The sequence below is a fragment of the Mycolicibacterium arenosum genome, assembly GCF_024320865.1.
In the GTDB taxonomy this organism is placed as follows: Bacteria; Actinomycetota; Actinomycetes; order Mycobacteriales; family Mycobacteriaceae; genus Mycobacterium; species Mycobacterium arenosum.
This window is the reverse complement of record NZ_JANDBD010000001.1, coordinates 23,554-42,558: the sequence shown is the minus strand read 5'-3', so window position 1 is coordinate 42,558 and position 19,005 is coordinate 23,554. Positions and strand designations below refer to the sequence as shown.

The following is a 19,005-nucleotide window of genomic DNA, read 5'->3' as shown; positions in this document are numbered from 1 at the left end:
CTGCCGATTTGCTCCCTACTCGAATCAGCCTGTTCGGACATGTGACATCGCGCGTATTGCACTTGCTATCACGTCAATTAAATGATCCTTGACCGTTCACGTTTAGAAACATATGTTGTTTGCTGTCGGTCACGAGAAAGTCACAGCATGTACCGACCCATGGCGGGCCGGGCATGTCCAACAGGGGGGCTCAACCATGTCCAAGCACCGCAAGACCCCACGGGTGTCAGCTCGCCAGTACGCGACCACCGGAGTCGGCGGTGCCGCGATGATCGGCGTCGGCGTCCTGCTCGCCAGCCCTCCGGGATCGCCGGTGGCGGCCGATGTCAGCCCCGAGGTGCAGCTGGTGAACGTCGAGTCGGTGTTCGAAGCCCCTCCGTCAGTCCCCTGGTACGTGGGCGACGGCTCCAGCGGCGGCCTGATCGGCGGCGGCGCGTCGTTCTCCCCCTCGGCGATCGCACCCACCGCGCTGCTCGCGGTCTCGGATGCCAACGGATTCAACCTCTTCCGGCCGATCGGCGACGGCGGCTGGCTCATCGGCAACGGGCTCAGTGCGCAGGCGGACTGCACGGGCGACGCCTGCAACGGTGGCGCCGGAGGACTCCTGTTCGGCAACGGCGGCGCCGGCGCCAACGGCGGCAGAGGCGGAGCCGGAGGACTTTACTTCGGCAACGGCGGGGCCGGCGGCCAGGGCGTCGCGGGTGGCGTCGGTGGGCGCGGCGGTAACGGCGGTCTCTTCTTCGGCAACGGCGGCACCGGTGGACAGGGCGGAACCGGCGTTGCGGGCGCAGCCGGCGGCGAGGCCGGAGGCGCAGGCGGGCAGGGCGGCGCCGGCGGGTCGGGCGGTCTGTTCGGAGGCAGCGGCGGCACCGGCGGCCAGGGTGGTACCGGAGGCACCGGCTTCAGCAACGGCATCGACGCGCCCGGCAAGGGCGGCGACGGCGGCAGTGCGGGCGCCGGTGGCAGCGGCGGACTCCTGGGCGGAGACGGTGCTACGGGCAACGGCGGCACCGGCGGCGCCGGAGGCAACGGCGTCGACAACACGGGCCAGCCCGCGAGTGACGGCGCCGCGGGCGGCAACGGCGGCGCGGGAGCCGTCGGAGGCACCGGCGGTGCGGGCGGCTCCGGCGGTACCGGTACTGCGGACGAGACCGCCGGCGGCGACGGCACCACCGGCGGGACGGGTGGCGCAGGCGGCAAGGGTGGAACAGGCGAAATCACCGGCGGCGCAGGCGGTTCGGGTGGTACCGGCGGCACCGGCGGACAGGGTGGCACCGGTGCGGGCGCCACCGGCGGCGGAGGCGGCACCGGTGGTATCGGCGGCAACGGTGGCGAGAGCGGCACCGGCGCGGGCGGCAAGGGTGGCCAGGGTGGCACCGGCGGAACCGGTGGCTCCACGGGCGCGGGCGGCACCGGCGCCAGCGGCGGAACCGGCGGACAGGGCGGCGGAGGCGGCGCGGGCAGCAGTGGTCAGACCCCCGGCGGCGGCGGCAACGGTGCCGCTGGCAACAGCGGCAGCGGCGCCAACGGCGGGAGCGGCGGCAGCGGCGGTGCCGGCGGAAGCGGTGCGCCCAGCGCCTGAGCGCGCCAGGGTCCACCGATCCCTGCCTCCCCACCTCGACGACGGGGACACTGGGTTCATGGACCAGGGGCAGTTAGCCGATTTCCTGCGCATCCGACGCGAAGCGCTGATACCAGAGGACGTCGGTCTGCCGCCGGGCTCCCGGCGACGCACCAGCGGCCTGCGCCGCGAGGAGGTGGCGGCACTCGCCTCGATCTCGACCGACTACTACTGCCGGATGGAGCAGCAGCGCGGACCCCAACCGTCACCCGAGGTGCTGGCCTCGCTGGCGCGCGCGCTGCGGCTGTCACTCGACGAGCGCGATCACCTCTTCCGACTGGCCGGGCACAACGCGCCGGCCCGCACCCTCGGCGGCGACCACGTCAGCCCCGCCACGATGCGGATCCTCGATCGGCTGCAGGACACCCCGGCTCAGGTGATGTCGTCACTGGGCGAGACCCTGGTGCAGACTCCCGCGGCGCGCGCGCTGCTGGGCGACGAGACGATCCACCGGGGCAACGCCCGCAGTGTCGTCTACCGGTGGTTCACCGACGACGCCGCACGTCTGGTCTATCCGGAAGAGGACCACGACAGGGTCGGGCGATCGTTCACTGCGGGCGCGCGCGTCGCGTACGCCCGCGACGGAGCCCACTCCCGCGCGGCGGAGATCGTCGAGGACCTGCTGAGCCGCAGCGACGAGTTCGCCGCACTCTGGAAACACCACGACGTCACGCAGCCGCCCGAACTCGACAAGCGCATCGCACATCCGAAGCTCGGCGTCCTCGAGGTGCAGTGTCAGAGCCTCTACGACCCGGTCCAGTTGCACGCGCTGCTGGTCTTCACCGCCGAACCGGGCACGGCCAGTCACGCCAAACTGACGCTGCTGGGCGCCGACCCGCAGTCCTACCTCCGCGACGGCGCCGCCTTCGCATCGAACCGGTGATGACCTAGCACCGTCGCCAGCTCGAGCGCGATCGTCGACCCGGCCACGGGCGTATAGATCACCAGCCGAAAGTTCCTCTCACAGAACACGTCTCGATTGAGCTCGATGACCCCGAGCTCGCGATGGACGATCCGGCAGCGCCTGGTCGGATCGACGGCCGGGCCGGGGCTGCGCCAGAGTTCGGCGAACTCGCCGCTGCGACGCAGCAGCAGGTGAACGAGATCCGCCACCGGACCGACGTGTTCGCCGTGCACTGCGCTGCGCAACTCCGCCGCGATCTCCGCGCCGATCGTCGAGTGCTCCGCTACGTCGTGGCGATTGCGCTCGCGCGGTGACGTGAACCACCGGTAGTACGCGCTGCGTTCCCACCCGGCGTAGTCGATGGCCGCGCCGAACAGTGCGGCCGCCGGAGCCGTCTGGTGCAGCACGCCACCCACCGCGTCGACCGCCAGCGCCGGAGTGTCGGCGAGACGGTCGAGCACGTGCATCCACTGCGGTGCCAGGTGGGTGAGCCCGATCGACCGCCGGGCCGGGTCGTACCCGGCCGCGATGAACAACCGGTCCCGTTCGACGTCGGAGAACCGCAGACCGCGGGCGATGCGCGCCAACGTGATCGGCGACGGCCGCGGGCCGCAGTGCCGTTCCAGGCGGCCGTAGTACGCCGGCGACATCGCGCACAGGGCGGCGACCTCCTCCCTGCGCAGTCCCGGCGTACGTCGCCGTCGGCCACGCGGCAACCCCACGTGCTCCGGCTGCAGCATCCGCCGCCGGGCGCGCAGTTGACCCGCCACGAAGTCGAGGTCGAGCGGGGTGGGGACCACGTGTCGATGGTGCGTCGCACCGCGCCTTCTGGAGAAGGTCGCAGTGATCCGGGGATCGCCGATCAGTGGATGCGCGCGCCCTGAATGACTTCGGCGGAACCCGCCACGCTGGTGAGCAACCGCATAACGAAAGGGAACACGATGTCTCGCGCAGAAGTGGACGTACCCGAGCTCACGGGCAGGCTGGCCGTCGTCACCGGCGGCAGCGACGGTATCGGCCTGGGGTTGGCCCGACGGCTGGCGGCGGCCGGAGCCGAGGTGGTGCTGCCGGTGCGCAACGCCGAGAAGGGACGGGCCGCCGTCGACACCATCCGCGGCACCGTGCCGGGAGCCCGCGTCAGCACCCGTCGGATGGATCTCTCGTCGCTCCAGTCGGTGGCGCACCTGGCCGGCGAGCTCGTCGCCGAGGGACGGCCGATCCACCTGCTGATCAACAACGCGGGCGTGATGAACCCTCCGCAACGCCAGACCACCGCCGACGGATTCGAACTGCAATGGGGCACCAACCATCTCGCGCACTTCGCGTTGACCGCGCAGCTGCTTCCGCTGTTGCAGGCGGGCGGTGCGCGGGTCACGACGCAGTCGAGCATCGCGGCGAGGTCGAATGCGATCAACTGGGCCGACACCGATTTCGAGCAGTCCTACGACGTGGGCCGGGCCTACAGCCAATCGAAGATCGCCAACCTGATGTTCGGCCTCGAGTTGGATCGCCGCAGCAGGCGGGCCGGCTGGGGCATCACCAGCAATGTCGCGCACCCCGGCGTCACCGCCACCAACCTGCTGGCCGCGCAGCCGCAGATGGGCCGGTCGAGTGACACCGTCGCGGTGCGCGTCATCCGGTTCACGTCGCGACTCGGCGTCCTGACCCAGACCGTCGATCGGGGCCTGCTGCCCGCACTGTACGCCGCCGTCCACCCCGAGTCCGAAGGCGGGAAGTTTTACGGCCCGAGGGGTTTTCAGCACCTGACGGGCGCACCGGCACTACAGGACGTCTACGCACCCGCGAGCGATCCGGCCGACGCCGCACGGTTGTGGGAGTTGTCGGAGCGCCTCGTCGGCGTGCGGTTCGCGACGACCTAGAGCCGGATGACGTACGTGCCGTCCTCGTCGCGCTCGATGTCCAGCGTTGTGTCGATCAGGACCGGCGTGTCGGAGCGCGAGCCGATGTGGGCGCCGCGGACCGCACCGCCGGGCTGCACCTGCACGTTCCATTCGTCGTAGGTGCAGACGATGCTCACCACTTCGGTGCCGTCCGCGCGGCGAATCGACAGCATCGACGCGTTCTCGTCCTGTTCGCTCAATTCGGCCTCGTCCTCGGCCAACTCGTCGTCGATCGCGTCGTCCAGCTCGTCGTCGTGCATGCACCAACCGTACCGAGCGGGGGCGTCGCGCTACGCGGTGAGGTCGCCCACCGAGAACGGTGTGACGGCGCCCGGGTCCGCCGTGGGCACCGACACCTGCAGGCTCGAGATGGTGAGCGTTCCCGTGGACGGCAGGATCGTCTGGTAGAGACCCGCACTGGAGACGAGCTGCAGCGTCACCGTCTGACCGGGACGCAGCGTGTGGGAGACGGGTTCGAGATCGATGGTGAGCTCGTGCGTCGCGCCGTCCAGCGTGACCGGCACCGGAGTGACGATACTTCCCAGCACCATCCCCGTCGTGTCGTCGACGAGCTGGGCGTAGACGTGGCTGGCGGTCCCGGTGCCCGTGTAGGTCATCGTCAGCGATGGAGCCCCCACCAGATACGACGTGGCGGTACTCGCCGGAACCCTCACGTTCACCGCGTTGGCGGCGCCGAGCGCGTACGGCACGAAGGGCACCCCCGATCCACCGAGGTAAGGAATCAGCGGCAGCGTGCGGGCACCGTCGATGGCCGCCTCGAGGGAGGCACCCTTCGTCACCGGGTACTTCGCCGATGAATACCACTGTCCGCGTTGGTCGACCCACTCGAACTCCGGACCCGTGTCCACACCGGGGTCCTCCTTGACGTACCTGTCCAACCACTCGAGCGTCCGCTGCCGAATCAGCACCCCGTCGCTCAGATCGAACAGGTTGTTGGCGCAGACTCCGTGCCCGCCGCAGAACCAGATGACCTTGGTGGCAACCTGATTCGCGAGCAGCGTCTGCGCGGTGGCGTCCGCTTCGGCCAGTGAGAACAGGTTGTCGACGGTTCCGTGGACCAGCAGCGTCGGGACCGTGATCTTCGAGACGTCCGGGTTGCGCGACAGGAACAGCGCCAGATCCTCCGGCGACAGGTCGCCCGTGAGGTCGCCGTAGATCGTGGCGGGCAGGATTCGGGGGTTGATGCGACCGCCCAGGATCTGGAGCACGGCCGTCAGCGGGGTGGCCCAGCTCGTCTTGAAGGCCCCGCTCTTGTAGAGCGACGTGTCCAGGCGGTTGTACGCGATCGCGGGGACGATCGCGTCGACCCTGGTGTCGTTGGCCGCGGTCACCAATTGGATTCCGCCACCGTAGGACACGCCGACCATGCCGAGCCGCGGGTCACCGGGACCGTCGAGGAGCACCTCGGGCTGGGTGGCGATCCAGCTGATGATCGCCGACATGTCGCGACCCTCGAACTCGGCGGCGTTGAGCTCCAGCGTGCCGCCCGAGTTCCATTCGCCGCGGGGATCCCAGGTGACGACGTTGTAGCCCGCTTGACGCAGGGTTCCGGGGCTCAGCATGCCGACGGTGTCGGCGAGGATCGGATCGAGGAACGTGCCGTCGAGATTCGTCGCGCCGGTGGCGCCGAGGCCGGGGCCGTTCAGCACGGTCGGCGCGGTGCCGCCCTGCGCGAGTCCGGACGCAGGCATGAAGTGCACGTAGATCTGAGTGCCGTCGAACGAGACCACCTTGACGTCGCGTGGCCGCGGGGCACCCGGCGACAGCCCCCACTGCACCGGGTAGCCGATGAACGGATGCAGGATGTCGCCGGCGATCGGGATCTGGTGGATCAGCGCGACGATCGGGGTGATGAACGCGGGGCCGAGGACCGGGATGTGCTGGAACACCTCCAGCGGCGGGTGCTGCTCGATCGCCACGACAGCCGGTGCCGCGGCGGCGACGGCAGCGGTGACGTTGGCCGTCGCGACGCTGTTCGCTTGCGCAACAGCGGGTGTGGCGCCGGCGAGCTCGCGGCGAGCGGCGGCGGCGACGGTCCAGATCGCCGGCGTGTCCGCAGGTGTCGACGGCAGCTCGGTGGGTGCACTGCTCATCACCGACTGCGGGGCGTGCTTCTCCTCGGCCGTGTCGGTAACCGTCGCGGTGACAGCGGGGGCGTCGACCTCAGGCGTCTCGGTCTCGGTCTCGGTCTCGGTCTCGGTCTCGGTCTCGGTCTCGGTCTCGGTGTCGGTGTCGGTCTCGGTGTCGGTCTGGGTTCGGGCTTCGCGCTTCGTGCGACTCGTCTTGTCCGGCTTCTCCTCGTCGCGGTCGGCCTTCGCGTCGGCGGTCGCCGAGGTCTTCGGCGCCGTCGACTGCGCCGACCCGGACGACGACGGTTCAGTCGACTTCTCGGCCGACGGTGACGACTGACCCGCCTCCGACGAGGACGATGACGATGCCGACGAGTCGGCGCTGCTGGACCCGTCCGATGGGTCGGCCGACGCCACCCCGGCGCCGAAGGCGACGGCGTATCCGATACCGATGGCGACGGCGAGCCCACCCGTCCTAGCTGACACCAATTGAGTCGTCCTTCCGACGGGAGCGAATGGGGCTCATCGTAGGGAGGCGTTTGCTATCGACACCGGCGAATCCGAAGACCCGCCGCGAATCGTTCGTTGCACGGACGAACGACACGGCGACGCCCCACGAACCGGAGGTCGACGTGCCAACCTAGGACCATGGGCGTCCTCACTCGCAGTGAAATCGTGATCATCGGGGGCGGCGTCATCGGCGTCAGCATCGCCTATCACCTCGCCCGGCGGGGCCGCACCGACGTGACGCTGGTCGAGCGCAAGGCCTTGACCGAGGGAAGCACCTGGCACGCCGCGGGTCTCGTCGGCCAGTTGCGAAGCAGCGCCAGCCTGACCCAACTGATGCAGAAGAGCGTCCAGACCTACCGAACCCTGGAGAACGTCACCGGCTATCCGACCGGCTGGCACGGGGTCGGCGGCCTGCGGGTGGCATCCAGCCCGGCACGCTGGGAGGAGCTGCAACGCGTTTACACGCAGGGCAAGAGCTTCGGATTCGACATCCACCTCGTTGGCCCGAGGGAGGCCGCGGAACTGTTCCCGCTGCTGAACACGGCCGGAATCCACGGCGCCACCTGGACTCCATCGGACGGTTACGTCGACCCCAACCAGCTGACGCACTCGTTTGCCACCGGCGCACGCACCGCAGGAGTGCGCATCGTCCAGCAGTGCCGCGTCGATGCGATCGAACGCGTCGGGCGCCGGGTGAGCGCGGTCGTCACCGAGCAGGGCCGCATCGAATGCGACGTGCTGGTCAACGCGACCGGCATGTGGGGTGCGGAGACGGCGCGCCTGGCCGGTGTCGACGTCGCGGTCAACGCCGTCGAGCACCAGTACGTCGTCACCGAGAAATCCGACGACCTGCCCGCCGACCTGCCGACGTTCCGCGACCCCGACGCGCGGTTCTACCTCAAACCCGAAGCGGGGGCGCTGGTCGTCGGCGGCTGGGAGACGGGCACCAAGGCGTGCTGGCGGACGATTCCGCGGGACATCGGCCCCGAGCTGTTCGCACCGAATCACGATCGCTTCGAAGGGCTGGCCGAGGGTGCCGCCCATCGGCTACCAGCGTTCGGGGACATGGGTATTCACACCTGGGTCAACGGCCCGATCCCGTTCTCCCCCGACGCCGAGCCGATCATGGGCCGGACCGAGGACATCGACAACCTCATCCACTGCTGCGGCTTCTCGGCGGGTATCGCGGCGGCCGGCGGCGCGGGAGCTGCGATGGCCAACTGGATCATCGACGGTGACCCCGGAATGGACTTGTGGCACTTCGATGTTCGGCGATTCGGCACCCCGCACAGCCTGCCGACGGTGCTCGACATGTCGTCGGTGCAGGCCTACGGCCACTACTACGACATCGCGTTCCCCAACGCCGCGAGCCGCCCGCCGCGCGGCCAGCGCCGCAGCGCCACCTTCGACCGGCTCACCGCGCGAGGCGCGGTGTTCGGCAACAAGTTCGGCTACGAGCGAGCCAACTGGTTCGATCCCGAACACGTCGGCACCGAGGAGACGCCGACGTTCGGTCGCAGCAACGCCTGGGCTTTCGTGGCAGCCGAACACGCCGCGGTGCGCTCCGCTGTCGGCGTGATCGACCAGTCGTCGTTCGCCAAGTTCGACATCACCGGTCGCGGCGCGCTCGCCCTGTTGCAGCGCGTGGCCGGCGGGGACATGGACACCGCGATCGGCAAGATCACCTACACCCAGTTGCTCAACGAGCGGGGCGGCATCGAGGCCGACGTCACCGTCACCCGACTGGCCGCCGAGCACTTCTATCTGGTCACCGGCAGCGGATTCGGCCGCCACGACGTCGCGTTCCTGTTGCAGCACGCCCCCACCGACGGCAGCGTCGTCATCGCCGACGTCACGTCGCACTACGGGGTGCTCAACGTCTGCGGACCGAAGTCCCGTGACGTCGTCGCAGCGCTCAGCACCACCGACTTCGCAGGTGCCGCGTTCCCGTACATGACGGCACAGCGCGCCGACCTCGGCTGGGCACCGGTCATCGCGCTGCGGGCCACCTACGTCGGCGAACTCGGCTGGGAGTTCCACGTGCCCACCGAGTACGTGGGCGACCTGTACGACAAGATCATCGAAGCCGGCGCGCCCCATGGGATCCGCGATGTCGGCTACCGGGCGGTGGAGACGCTGCGACTGGAGAAGCAGTATCTCGCCTGGGCCACCGACATGCGTTCGGACAACACCCCGTACGAGGTGGGCCTCGGCTTCTGCGTCGCCGCGGACAAGCCCGACCTGCTGGCGGGACCGGCGCTGCGGGCGGCGAAGGTCGAGCGACGTCTGCGATGGTTCACCACCGACGCGGACGTCGTCATGCACGGCGGCGAGATGCTGGTGCACAACGCAACCGACACGCGGGTGTCGGTGCGCAGCGCCGGTTACGGCCACACCGTCGGGCTGACCACGTTCTCGGCGCCGCTGCCGGTTGAGCTGGACGCCGACGGATTCGAGGTCGAGGTGATGACCCGGCGCTACCCGGCGAGACTGCTCGACGGGCCGCTCTACGACCCGAAAGGTGAACGCGTTCGGGCGTGATCGCGCCGCACGGGCGACCGTCCCGTGAGACAGTCGGGAATGGCGTTTCTCGGCGATGACCAGCTGCACTCGCTCCTCGATCAGCTTCCCGCGCTCGCCGGTCAGCCCCGACAGCTGGAGGAACTCTCCGGCGGCCTGACCAACTACAACGTCAAGATCACCACATCCACGGCGACGTACGTGGCGAGGTGCACCGACACCAGCAACAACCTGCTGGGCATCGACCGCGACAACGAGTTCCACAACACCAAGGCCGCCGCGGAAGCGGGCGTCGGCGCCCCTGTCATCGACTATCGGCCCGACCTCGGCATCCTGCTGATCGGATACCTCGAGGGAATCACTTTGGAGAACAAGGACTTCGGGCGTCCCGGTGTGATCACCCGCGCAGCACAGGCCTGCCGCGCATTGCACGCCGGGCCGCGATTCCGCGACGACTTCGACATGTTCGAACGCCAACCGGAATACCTGAAGACGGTTCTCGACAAGGGCTTCCGCATCCCGTCGGACTACCTCGAGTACGCGGACCGGTTCGCGTCGATCGAGCGGGTACTGACCGCAACCGATCGGTCCACGCTGCCGTGTAACAACGATCTGCTGGCGGGCAACTTCGTCGACGACGGCGAGAAGATCTGGCTCATCGACTACGAGTACTCCGGAAACAACGACCCGTGCTTCGAGTTGGGCAACATCTGGAGCGAGTGCCGACTGTCGCTCGACCAACTCGATGAGCTCGTCAGCACGTACTACGGAAAAACCCTGCGCCACAAGATCGCTCGCGCGCGACTGCAGGGCATCGTCTCCAAGTACGGGTGGACGCTGTGGGGCGCCATCCAGAGCGCTTCCAGTCCGCTGGACTTCGACTTCTGGGAATGGGCCATGGAACGTTACGACGGCGCGGTCGCCGAGTTCACCGGCCCGGATTTCGACCGACTGCTCGAGGACGCGCAGGCTGACGACTGATCCGTAATCCGCGGGCTCCGGCCACGTGTTTGCTAAAAGTGCACCAGCAGGGCCATAATTGCGCCGCCGACAGTATTGAGGGGGTGCGGGGTGGCCGTGGCGGTAATGCACGCCCAACGGGCCCCGTCCCGACTGCGGGAGCTCCTGTCCCCGAACGCGGTGCTGCTGGTCACGATGCTGATCGTCGCCTTGGCGCTGACGACCCCGCAGGTCGTCACGATCGGCGCGATGTACCACGACGTGTACCAGTACTTCGATGCGGCGAACCGCATCTTCGACGGTGGGATGCCCGCACGAGACTTCGCGACACCCGTCGGGCCACTCGGCTACTACCTGTTCGCGATCGGGTTGACGGTCTTCCCGGTCGGACAGCCGGTGCTCCTCGCGCAGTGGTCCATCCTCGTCGTCACGGCACCCCTGCTGGCGGTGGTCCTGCACGACGTCGCGAAGCGTTCTCGTGCAACGGCATTCGCCCTGCTGATTCCGTTCCTGCTCTTCGCGCTGCTCCCGTTCAACACCATCGACTACTACCCGCTCCCCGGAGTGGACGGGTTCGGCATCTACAACCGGCAGGTGTGCTCACTGCTGTACGTCGTGGTGGCGGCTCTGGTCTTCGTCCGCAACCGCCGCCTGCTGACCATGATCGTCACGTTCGCCCTGTCCGCCCTGTTCTTCGTGAAGATCACCGGATTCCTCACTGCGGCGATGATCGTCGGCTTCGCCTTCCTCGCGGGCCGACTCACGGTCCGCAATGTGCAGGCTGCGGTGGCCGCGTTCGCACTGCTGCTGGCCGGACTGGAACTGACGACGGGACTGGTGGGCGACTACGTCGGCGACATCTCCGAACTGGTCGGCATCAACAGGGCCCTACTGCTTCCTCGGTTCCTGCAGGCGGCCTCGCTCAACTTCGGCATGTTCGCCGCCATCGGTGCGCTGTCCCTGGTGGTGCTGTGGGCGGACCGGCGCACGCTCGGGTCCGTCATGCGTTCCGCTCTCCGATTCCGCAGTGCAACAAGGCTTTCCGCCGCCGTAAATCACCCTGCGTGCTGGTTGCTGGTGGTGCTCTTCGCCGGGCTCTTCTTCGAAACTCAGAACCTCGGTAGCCAAGCGCTCATCTTCATCTGGCCGGTGTGCCTGCGCGTGATCCTCAGGATGCGGCGCTTCCGCGCGCGGCCGCTCGTCGGGTTGACGGTGGCGGCTCTGGTGGCGGCCGCGGTGCTGCCGCCCCCGGTGGAGGTCATCGGTCGAGCCGCACGCGTGTTCGTCGGCTCGGCGGTGACGGTTCCGCTGGACACCCACAACCTGAAGAGCCTCGGTCAGGTGGCCCTGCGCCCCGACGTCGCCCTTCGGGTCGAACACATGACGGCCTTCTATCCGGAACACCGGGTGTTCTACGAGGACTTCATCGACCTCGAGGACACTCCCAGCCCCCTGCTCTTCCACGACCCGGACTTCCACGCGTCCTACCTTCTGGGAGTGGACGAGGCGATCGACTCCATCCGCGCCTTGGAAGCGCGTGCCGGCGTGCGGTTCGACACGATCTGGTCGCTCTCCAGCTACAACGTGTTCCCCTATCTGATGGACCGTGGTGCGCCACGGTCACTGCACATCGCGGCCGATCCGTGGCGCACGGTGTCGACACCGGATGCCGACGAGTTGAGGGCCGTCTCCGAGACCGATCTGGTGGTCTACCCCACCTGCCCCACGACGCTCGTGAACGGCAAGCTTCTCGCGATGTACGCCCCCGGCCTGACCAATCACACGCGCATCACGCTCGACGATTGCAGCGACGCCTTCGTCAACGAGACGTTCGCCGCGGCACTCAGAGGTCGAGGGTGATCCGCTCCGTGGATCGGGACACGCACACGAGCATCGCGCCGGCCGCACGCTCGGGGTCGGTGAGCAGCGTGTCGCGGTGGTCGACTTCTCCGCCGAGCACCCCGGTGCGGCACGTGCCGCAGAATCCCTGCTGACAGGAGTAGGGCACCGCCACGCGCGATCGCCGGAGCGCGGCCAGCAGCGTCTCGTCGGCGCCCACGTCGACCACGTCGCCGGTCGAGGCGATGCACGCCGAGAACGGCTGACCGTCCACCACCGGCGGCGCGGCGAATCGCTCGAAATGCAGTTCGACGTGGCGTCGGCCGGCCAATCTGCTTCGCACCGCGGTCAGCATCGCCGCCGGACCGCACGCGTAGACGGAGGTGCCGTCGGGGCAGGCGCCGAGCAGGTCGTCGGCAGTCGGCAGGCCGGCCTCGTCGTCGGTGCGGATCTCGACCCGGTCACCGAAGGCCAGCACGTCGTCGAGGAAGGGCAGGCTGTCGCGGCTGCGGCCGGTGTAGACCATCGACCAGTCGACGCCGAGGCGCTCCGCCTCGTGCAGCATCGGCAGAATCGGCGTGATCCCGATCCCGCCCGCGAGGAACCGGAACCGGCGGGCCGGGGACCCGAAGCCGGGAACGGACAGCGGGAACGCGTTGCGGGGTCCAGAGGTGGTGACCGTCGAGCCGACCACGAGCGCGTCGTGCACCTCGGTGGATCCGCCGCCTCCGGTCGGGATGCGCCGCACCGCAATGCGATACGCGTCGCGCACCCGCGGATCGCCGTTCAACGAGTATTGACGGACCCGACCGCTCGGCAGGTGAACGTCGATGTGGGCACCGGGAAACCACGGCGGCAACTCCCCGCGCTGCGGGTTCACCAGGGTGAGCGCAACCACGTCCTGATCGCGGGCGACGACTCGACGTTCCGCGATCTCGAGCGTCTGCGTCCGGTCGCCTCCGGGACGGGGGCGGCGACGGCGCAGGGTGGCGGTGAGTCCCCAAAAGGCCGCGAGCGCAACGTGTGCGGCGCCGAGCAGCGGGTCGTGGCGCGTCCTGCCCGACGCGCTGGGCGGCACTCCGGAACGCCGAGGGGACACCGCCATCACAGATGGGCCGCCCTGGCGGCAGGCGAGCTCGCCAGGTACGCGACGGCCTGCGCCGTCGATCCCATGCTGTCGGGTGTGAACGACGGCCGGAAGTAGGTGAGGGTGTTGGTGCCGACGAGTTTTCGGTACGTGGGCAGCAGCCCGAGCTTGGAGTCCACGTAGCGGCGCTTCTGCATTCCCAGCCAGCCGAAGTCGACGTCGGGATCGTTCTTGATCAGGTACCACAGGAAGCGCTGGAACCCGAAGACGAGAAGGCACACGGCGATCAGCATCGCGCCGATCCGACTCCAGTAGCTGTTGTCGAAGTAGGTGGCGACGTCGTGCGCTACGTGCCGGTGCTCGACCTCCTCCGCGCCGTGCCACCGGAAGACGTCGACGAACGTCGGGTCGGCGCCGAACTCGTCCCAGGTGCTGTTCAGCGCGAAGTCACCGAGCACCGCCGTGTAGTGCTCGAGAGCGGCGATCAACCACAGCCGGTTGCACAGCTGGCTGTGCCTGCGCTCCGGGTTGGTCGACCGCGACGGTCCGAGCACGTGGGCGAACATGTAGTCGACCTGATCGACCATCGGCTTCGGGTCGACGCCGCGGGTCTCCATGAACTCGTGCAACGCCCGTTCGTGGACGTCGGCGTGGATGGCCTCCTGGCCGATGAAGCCGCGGATGTCGTCGGCGAGTTTGGGATCGTCGACCAGCGGCAGTGCCTCGTTGTAGGTGGCGACGAACCAGCGCTCGGCGGCCGGCAGCACCACGTTGAGGATTCCGATCATCGCCGATGCGACCGGGTGCCCCGGAATCCAGTGCAGCGGGCTGTCGGAGAAGTCGAAGTGCACCTTGCGCGGCTGGATCTGCACGGGACCGGGGTCGATCTCGTGCTCGCAGCGTTCCGGTTGCGGCATGGCGGACTCCTCTCGCGCCGACGAGGGGAGTCTACGGCCGTGGGTTGCGGCGGGATCGCGCCCGGCGCCGTCAACCCAGCGGTGCCTCGGGCAGGGGCGCATCACAGCGTTCACGGAAATCGGTGGCGGCCTGCCTGACCGCCCTCAACTCGTCGCGCACCTGCGGGTTCGCCGCCATGTACGCCTCCAGGTCCACGCGCATCTGATCCCTGCTCTTCCCCTTGAGGCCGGTGAAGAAGTTGTTCACATCGGGGTGGGTGAACAGATAGGCCGATGTCCCCGCCGACACCCCCGACATGACGCCCGCGAGGTCGGCGGCCGTGCAATTCGGCGGATCAGCGGCAGCGGTCGCCGCGGTGCCGACAAGCGTTGCGCCGACGAGGACAGCGGTTCCGATGAGGCTACGAGAGAACATGAGATGACTCCTTGATTGACAGTGGTTGTCGAACAGTGGCACCGCTCAGCGTGGGCCTATCCCGCCGCCTCCGCCGGGGCGGCCGGGGCGGCCGATGTCGATGTTGGGCGGGCGCGGATCAACGATCACGTCCATATCCCAGCCGTCGTCGCAGTACCACGGGTCTGCGCAATAGGAGGGATAAACCGGCCCCGCGATGGGGGCGTCCGGCCCACCACCCCGGACACTGCCTTGAGCACACACTGTCGCCGCACCGGCGCTAGTGCAATCCGCCGAGGCCGGCGCGGCGGAAACGATGGCGGCGAACGCGAAGCCGAGTGCAAGTCCTGAACCCGGGTAGCGCGGTCTCGATAGCACGACTGCCCCCTACTTGAAGTCGGCTCCGCCGCGTCGACACATCGATCACACGCCGAAACCTGTATGGAGCAAGAAGACAATCACCGAGGATGCGCCCACAGTAGGGTCCAAAGTCCCGCCGTCGAACAGACGTACCGTTGCCGTGCACTTCGGTTGCCGAGCGTGGTGCGCTCTGCCCCCTGACGAGTGCTCGCGTCCGGGTGTCGACCTTGGGATCGGTAGCCGCATCCGTCGTGTCGAATTTCGAGAAGACGATGTACGCCTTACTGCCCTTCGAGGAGCGCGAATGAGCGGGGAGCTGAGCGTCCGGCACCGACCGCCCGGCCGGAGCGGCACGGGTCGAATGCGTTTGCCGAATGTGCAGTGCCGCGCCGGATGTGTGCCCGCCTATTTACGTGAGCGACGTTTCGGCAACACCGGACGAACGCATTCCATGCGCATGAAACTGCAGCTCAAGGGCTATTTTGGTTCCGCTCAAGGCGGCGTAAACTCACAGCAAGCTATCAAGATCGCGAGGTCCGTCCTCCGGGACGGTTCGTCGCTCTGGGGAGGGAGTCCTGATGCGTTCACCGATTGATATTGCCCGTGATGCTCTTGTCGTCGCGGTGATCGGCCTCGGCGCGGTGACCGCCGCCGGCCCGACGGTCGCGTACGCCGAGCCAGCGCCCGGCGGTGGTGACGGAGACGTCAACATCACGCCCAACTTCCCCGGCCTGCCGAACTTTCCGAGTTCGAGAAACCCCGACTCAGACGGCAAGGGTGGCGGCGGTGGGCCGGGCGGATCCCAATCCAAGATCCCGGTGGTGGAGTCGACCGTCACCGGGCAGACCGTGGTCGTGCGCAGACCTGAGATTCCCGACGTGCCACCGCCTGTCGTCATTCCGGTGACACCCGTGTACGAACCCGCACCCGCACCCGAGCCCGTCAACGTGCCCGTGATCGTCGAACCGCCGGTCCCGGTAGCGGTTCCCGTAGCCGTCCCGATCGCGCCCGCGCCGGTCGAGCAGCCGATGATTCCCGAGCCTCCGGCGGCCCCGCCGCTGCCGGTGCCGGCGTCCCCGCAGGTGCTCCTCACCAGCAGCGCGGAGCCGGGCACACAGGCGCTCACCGTGATCCTGATCTTCACGATGGTGGTGGCCTGGATCTACGGCCACCGGATCGCGTCGCATTGGACCGTGGGCAGGAGAAACCATGCACCGACCACCACGTAGGACGCTCGCCGCAGTCGCCGCCGGCATCGCCGCCGTGCTGGTGTGCGCACCGGCAGCCGCCGCCGAGGACCAACCGATCAGGGCGACGGTGACCGTCGACGGGCGCGACGTGGCCGTCGCCGCGACGGCCGAACCGATTCCGCTGTATCCCGACAGGAGTATCGACGTCACGGTCGACGTGACCAACGGCGGGCAGACCCCGATCGACATCGGTTCGGTGCAGCTGGTCGGGAAGGTGCTGGGGCTGACGTTCTTCAGCTACAGCACCGGAGTCGAGCTCACCGTCGCTCCCGGTGCCACCAGCAGCGTGCAGTACGACCTCGACCTCACCGATCTCAAGAGCCAGGCGACCGGGCTGATGGACACCGAGGTGGTCGTCCGCAATCCCGACCGCGATGTGGTTGCGGTGGTCGACACCGTCGCCGACGTCCGCGGCTCGTTGCTGTCGGTCTACGGCGTACTGGGGCTGGCGCTGCTGGTGCTCACGACGCTGGCGATCATCGACGCCGCGATTGCCATTGCGCGACACAAGACTTCGATGAACCGGTTCCGGCGAGCATTGCGACTGCTGTCCCCCGGCATCGGCGTCGGACTCGTGTTGGCGTTCACCGCATCGGTTGCACGCTGGTGGGTGCCTCGCACCGGGACGTGGTTGTTGATCGCGGGCATCACCGCCGCGGTGTTCTTCGCGCTCGGCTACTTCTCGCCGACGCAGGACGACTCCGACGACGACGATGACCTGGAGCCCGACGACGAGTTGGAGCCCGACGACGCGGAGCCGGGCCCGCTGAACGAGCAGGACACCGTCGTCGCGGCGACCGCCGATCTCGATAAGACGGGCGACCGTACAACCCTGATTCCCGAAACGGGCGGTTAGCGTCGTCCCGGACGTCGCGCGCGGGCGCGACGTCCGGCCCGGCTCGATCCGATGGCGGCGGCCAGACCCGCCCCCGCGGCCAATCCCGCTGACACCGCAAGGGTGGTGACGGTCGGTGGCTTGGCGAGCAGCACCCAGGCGGCGACGACGACGCCCACGGCGAACACCGCGGAGAACACGGGCACCGCGACCATCGACGTGGGCCTCTCGCGTCCGCGCCGCAGCACCCGCAGGTGCGATTCCACGTAGGCGGCGGCGAGCAGCAAGAGCACCAGCGTCACGAGCGCGGTCACGGTGACGGTGGCGGGCTGAGTGCTGTTGAGCGTGAAGCGGTACGTGCCCACGGGGGCGCCCTCGCGCAGCACGGTGATCTCGGCGGGCACTCGCCCGGCGAGCACGAACCGGTTGACGGGCGAGGGCAGGGTGGCGACGCCGCCCGTCGGGCCTGGCGCCAGGGCCGCCTCGCGATGTCCCACCGGCACACCGAAGATGTTGAGCGCCAACGTGACCGCGCCCGCCCCCGGCGCGGCGACAGCCAGAGACAGCGGTTTGGACAGGTCGACACTGACCTCCCCGGTGAGGCTCGGGTCGATGCCGTTGACGGTCACCGCGCCGGGCGGCAGGTCACCACCTACCGGCGGAGCGCCGAGCCCGATGAGGGCGACCGCGACAGCGGCCAGGGCCAGCACGGCGGCGACGACGAACGGGATCGCCGGCGACGGCGGGGCCGCCGGCTGCTGTGGCGCTACAGGCTGCTGTGGGGCTGCCGGCTGCTGTGGGGCTGCCGGCTGCTGTGGGGTGGTGACGCGTGGCGTCGACACCGCGGCGGCGGCCGGCCGGTCCGCCGGAGGCTTCGGGGACGGCGGCGCGATCACCGCCGTCTCGGGTTCGGGGCGGTCGATCACGAATGTCGCGTCGTCTGCCGGGTCGGCGGGGGCCGGAGTCGTCGCGGTGGGCCCGGCGTTGGCGCTCAGCGCCACCCGTGCCGCGACCGCCAGTTCGGTTGCGGTCTGGTAGCGCCGGTCGGGGTCTTTCGCCATACCGCGGGCGATGACCGGATCGAAGCCTGGCGGGACACCGGGTTTGAGGGCCGCGGGGCGCGGCGGGTCCATCGTGAGGTGCCCGGCCATCACCTGCTCCATGCTCTTGCCCGGATAGGGCGACTGCCCCGTCAGGCACTCGTGAAGCACGCACGCGAGCGCGTAGACGTCGGCGCGGGCGTCGGCGGAGCCGGTGGTGAATCGCTCGGGTGCCATGTAGGCCAGGGTGCCGATGACGGAGCCGGTCTGCGTGAGCCGGGTTTCCTTGGTGTCGTGGGCAATTCCGAAATCGATCAGGTAGGCGAACTCGGTGGACGTCATCAGCACGTTCGACGGCTTGATGTCACGGTGCACCAGTCCGGCGGCGTGCGCGGCGTCCAACGCGGCGGCCACCTGTTCGATCACCTTCACCGCGAGGGCCGGGGTCATCGCCTCATCGCGGGCGAGCAGGGTCTGCAGGTCGACACCCTCGACGATCGGCATCACCAGATACAGCCGACCGTCGATCTCGCCGGTGTCGTAGATCGGGATGATGTGCGGCTCGTTCAAACGGGCGACGGTGTAGGCCTCGCGGCGGAAGCGTTCGCGATAGCCCGGTTCCCCGACGAGGTCGGCGGGCAATACCTTGATCGCGACGTCCCGGCCGATCTCGGTGTCGTGGGCTCGATAGACCTGGCCCATGCCGCCCTTGCCGATCAGCCCGGACAGCCGATAGCGGCCGAACTCCTCATCCACTGGCGCACCGCCCCCACACGC

Annotated in this window: 16 protein-coding genes; 8 read left to right on the top strand and 8 right to left on the bottom strand. The window is 68.9% G+C overall.

Annotated features, from left to right (window positions below):
- Window positions 1-196 precede the first annotated feature (196 nt).
- Both NM203_RS00205 and NM203_RS00200 read left to right on the top strand, forming a co-directional pair.
- Window positions 197-1,582 carry a hypothetical protein gene (locus NM203_RS00205; protein ID WP_255057575.1) on the top strand — a complete coding sequence of 462 codons (1,386 nt, stop codon included), beginning with the start codon at window positions 197-199 and terminating at the stop codon, window positions 1,580-1,582.
- 58 nt (window positions 1,583-1,640) lie between these two features.
- A complete protein-coding gene (locus NM203_RS00200; protein WP_255057574.1) occupies window positions 1,641-2,504 on the top strand; it encodes a helix-turn-helix transcriptional regulator in 864 nt (287 codons plus the stop codon).
- On the opposite strand, the gene NM203_RS00195 is transcribed toward NM203_RS00200, so the two are convergent.
- On the bottom strand, window positions 2,465-3,325 hold the full coding sequence (locus tag NM203_RS00195; protein ID WP_255057573.1) for a helix-turn-helix transcriptional regulator: 861 nt from the start codon (window positions 3,323-3,325) through the stop codon (window positions 2,465-2,467). The two genes, NM203_RS00200 and NM203_RS00195, sit on opposite strands and share 40 nt — an antisense overlap.
- Window positions 3,326-3,466: 141 nt before the next feature.
- On the opposite strand from NM203_RS00195, the gene NM203_RS00190 reads away from it, so the two are divergent.
- On the top strand, window positions 3,467-4,405 hold the full coding sequence (locus tag NM203_RS00190) for an SDR family oxidoreductase (protein ID WP_255057572.1): 939 nt from the start codon (window positions 3,467-3,469) through the stop codon (window positions 4,403-4,405).
- On the opposite strand, the gene NM203_RS00185 is transcribed toward NM203_RS00190, so the two are convergent.
- A complete protein-coding gene (locus NM203_RS00185) occupies window positions 4,402-4,686 on the bottom strand; it encodes a hypothetical protein (protein WP_255057571.1) in 285 nt (94 codons plus the stop codon). The two genes, NM203_RS00190 and NM203_RS00185, sit on opposite strands and share 4 nt — an antisense overlap.
- A 30-nt stretch (window positions 4,687-4,716) precedes the next feature.
- Window positions 4,717-7,002 (bottom strand): CocE/NonD family hydrolase, encoded by a 2,286-nt coding sequence (locus NM203_RS33275; RefSeq protein WP_255057570.1) that lies wholly within the window; start codon window positions 7,000-7,002, stop codon window positions 4,717-4,719.
- A 162-nt stretch (window positions 7,003-7,164) separates the two neighbouring features.
- Between NM203_RS33275 and NM203_RS00175 the strand changes: the two genes are divergently transcribed.
- From NM203_RS00175 to NM203_RS00165, 3 genes are all read left to right on the top strand, one after another.
- Window positions 7,165-9,567 carry an FAD-dependent oxidoreductase gene (locus tag NM203_RS00175; protein WP_255057569.1) on the top strand — a complete coding sequence of 801 codons (2,403 nt, stop codon included), beginning with the start codon at window positions 7,165-7,167 and terminating at the stop codon, window positions 9,565-9,567.
- 24 nt (window positions 9,568-9,591) lie between these two features.
- A complete protein-coding gene (locus NM203_RS00170) occupies window positions 9,592-10,527 on the top strand; it encodes a phosphotransferase (RefSeq protein WP_308212794.1) in 936 nt (311 codons plus the stop codon).
- 90 nt (window positions 10,528-10,617) lie between these two features.
- Complete coding sequence (locus tag NM203_RS00165; RefSeq protein WP_255057567.1) at window positions 10,618-12,366, top strand: hypothetical protein; 1,749 nt, start codon at window positions 10,618-10,620, stop codon at window positions 12,364-12,366.
- Here NM203_RS00165 and NM203_RS00160 read toward each other — a convergent pair.
- From NM203_RS00160 to NM203_RS00145, 4 genes are all read right to left on the bottom strand, one after another.
- The gene (locus NM203_RS00160) at window positions 12,350-13,450 is read right to left on the bottom strand and encodes a PDR/VanB family oxidoreductase (protein ID WP_255057566.1); all 1,101 of its coding nucleotides are present in this window, start codon (window positions 13,448-13,450) and stop codon (window positions 12,350-12,352) included. The genes NM203_RS00165 and NM203_RS00160 overlap by 17 nt on opposite strands.
- The gene (locus NM203_RS00155; RefSeq protein WP_255057565.1) at window positions 13,450-14,349 is read right to left on the bottom strand and encodes a metal-dependent hydrolase; all 900 of its coding nucleotides are present in this window, start codon (window positions 14,347-14,349) and stop codon (window positions 13,450-13,452) included. Before NM203_RS00155 ends, NM203_RS00160 begins: the two co-directional genes overlap by 1 nt.
- Before the next feature lie 70 nt (window positions 14,350-14,419).
- Window positions 14,420-14,764, bottom strand: coding sequence for a heme-binding protein (locus NM203_RS00150; RefSeq protein WP_255057564.1), 345 nt, complete (start codon window positions 14,762-14,764; stop codon window positions 14,420-14,422).
- A gap of 45 nt (window positions 14,765-14,809) precedes the next feature.
- Complete coding sequence (locus NM203_RS00145; RefSeq protein ID WP_255057563.1) at window positions 14,810-15,121, bottom strand: hypothetical protein; 312 nt, start codon at window positions 15,119-15,121, stop codon at window positions 14,810-14,812.
- Between the two features lie 560 nt (window positions 15,122-15,681).
- Here NM203_RS00145 and NM203_RS00140 point away from each other — a divergent pair.
- Together NM203_RS00140 and NM203_RS00135 are read left to right on the top strand one after the other, a co-directional pair.
- Complete coding sequence (locus tag NM203_RS00140) at window positions 15,682-16,332, top strand: hypothetical protein (protein ID WP_255057562.1); 651 nt, start codon at window positions 15,682-15,684, stop codon at window positions 16,330-16,332.
- Window positions 16,313-17,209 (top strand): hypothetical protein, encoded by an 897-nt coding sequence (locus tag NM203_RS00135; RefSeq protein WP_255057561.1) that lies wholly within the window; start codon window positions 16,313-16,315, stop codon window positions 17,207-17,209. Before NM203_RS00140 ends, NM203_RS00135 begins: the two co-directional genes overlap by 20 nt.
- Here the strand turns inward: NM203_RS00135 and NM203_RS00130 are convergent.
- Entirely contained in the window at window positions 17,206-18,984 is a 1,779-nt protein-coding gene (locus NM203_RS00130) for a serine/threonine-protein kinase (RefSeq protein ID WP_255057560.1), read from the bottom strand. The genes NM203_RS00135 and NM203_RS00130 overlap by 4 nt on opposite strands.
- Window positions 18,985-19,005 lie beyond the last annotated feature (21 nt).

Bases quoted from the DNA above. Each gene is read 5' to 3' on its own strand.
- NM203_RS00205 (WP_255057575.1), top strand. From the start codon at position 197: ATGTCCAAGCACCGCAAGACCCCACGGGTGTCAGCTCGCCAGTACGCG.
- NM203_RS00200 (WP_255057574.1), top strand. From the start codon at position 1,641: ATGGACCAGGGGCAGTTAGCCGATTTCCTGCGCATCCGACGCGAAGCG.
- NM203_RS00190 (WP_255057572.1), top strand. From the start codon at position 3,467: ATGTCTCGCGCAGAAGTGGACGTACCCGAGCTCACGGGCAGGCTGGCC.
- NM203_RS00185 (WP_255057571.1), bottom strand. From the start codon at position 4,686: ATGCACGACGACGAGCTGGACGACGCGATCGACGACGAGTTGGCCGAG.
- NM203_RS00175 (WP_255057569.1), top strand. From the start codon at position 7,165: ATGGGCGTCCTCACTCGCAGTGAAATCGTGATCATCGGGGGCGGCGTC.
- NM203_RS00160 (WP_255057566.1), bottom strand. From the start codon at position 13,450: ATGGCGGTGTCCCCTCGGCGTTCCGGAGTGCCGCCCAGCGCGTCGGGC.
- NM203_RS00155 (WP_255057565.1), bottom strand. From the start codon at position 14,349: ATGCCGCAACCGGAACGCTGCGAGCACGAGATCGACCCCGGTCCCGTG.
- NM203_RS00150 (WP_255057564.1), bottom strand. From the start codon at position 14,764: ATGTTCTCTCGTAGCCTCATCGGAACCGCTGTCCTCGTCGGCGCAACG.
- NM203_RS00140 (WP_255057562.1), top strand. From the start codon at position 15,682: ATGCGTTCACCGATTGATATTGCCCGTGATGCTCTTGTCGTCGCGGTG.
- NM203_RS00135 (WP_255057561.1), top strand. From the start codon at position 16,313: ATGCACCGACCACCACGTAGGACGCTCGCCGCAGTCGCCGCCGGCATC.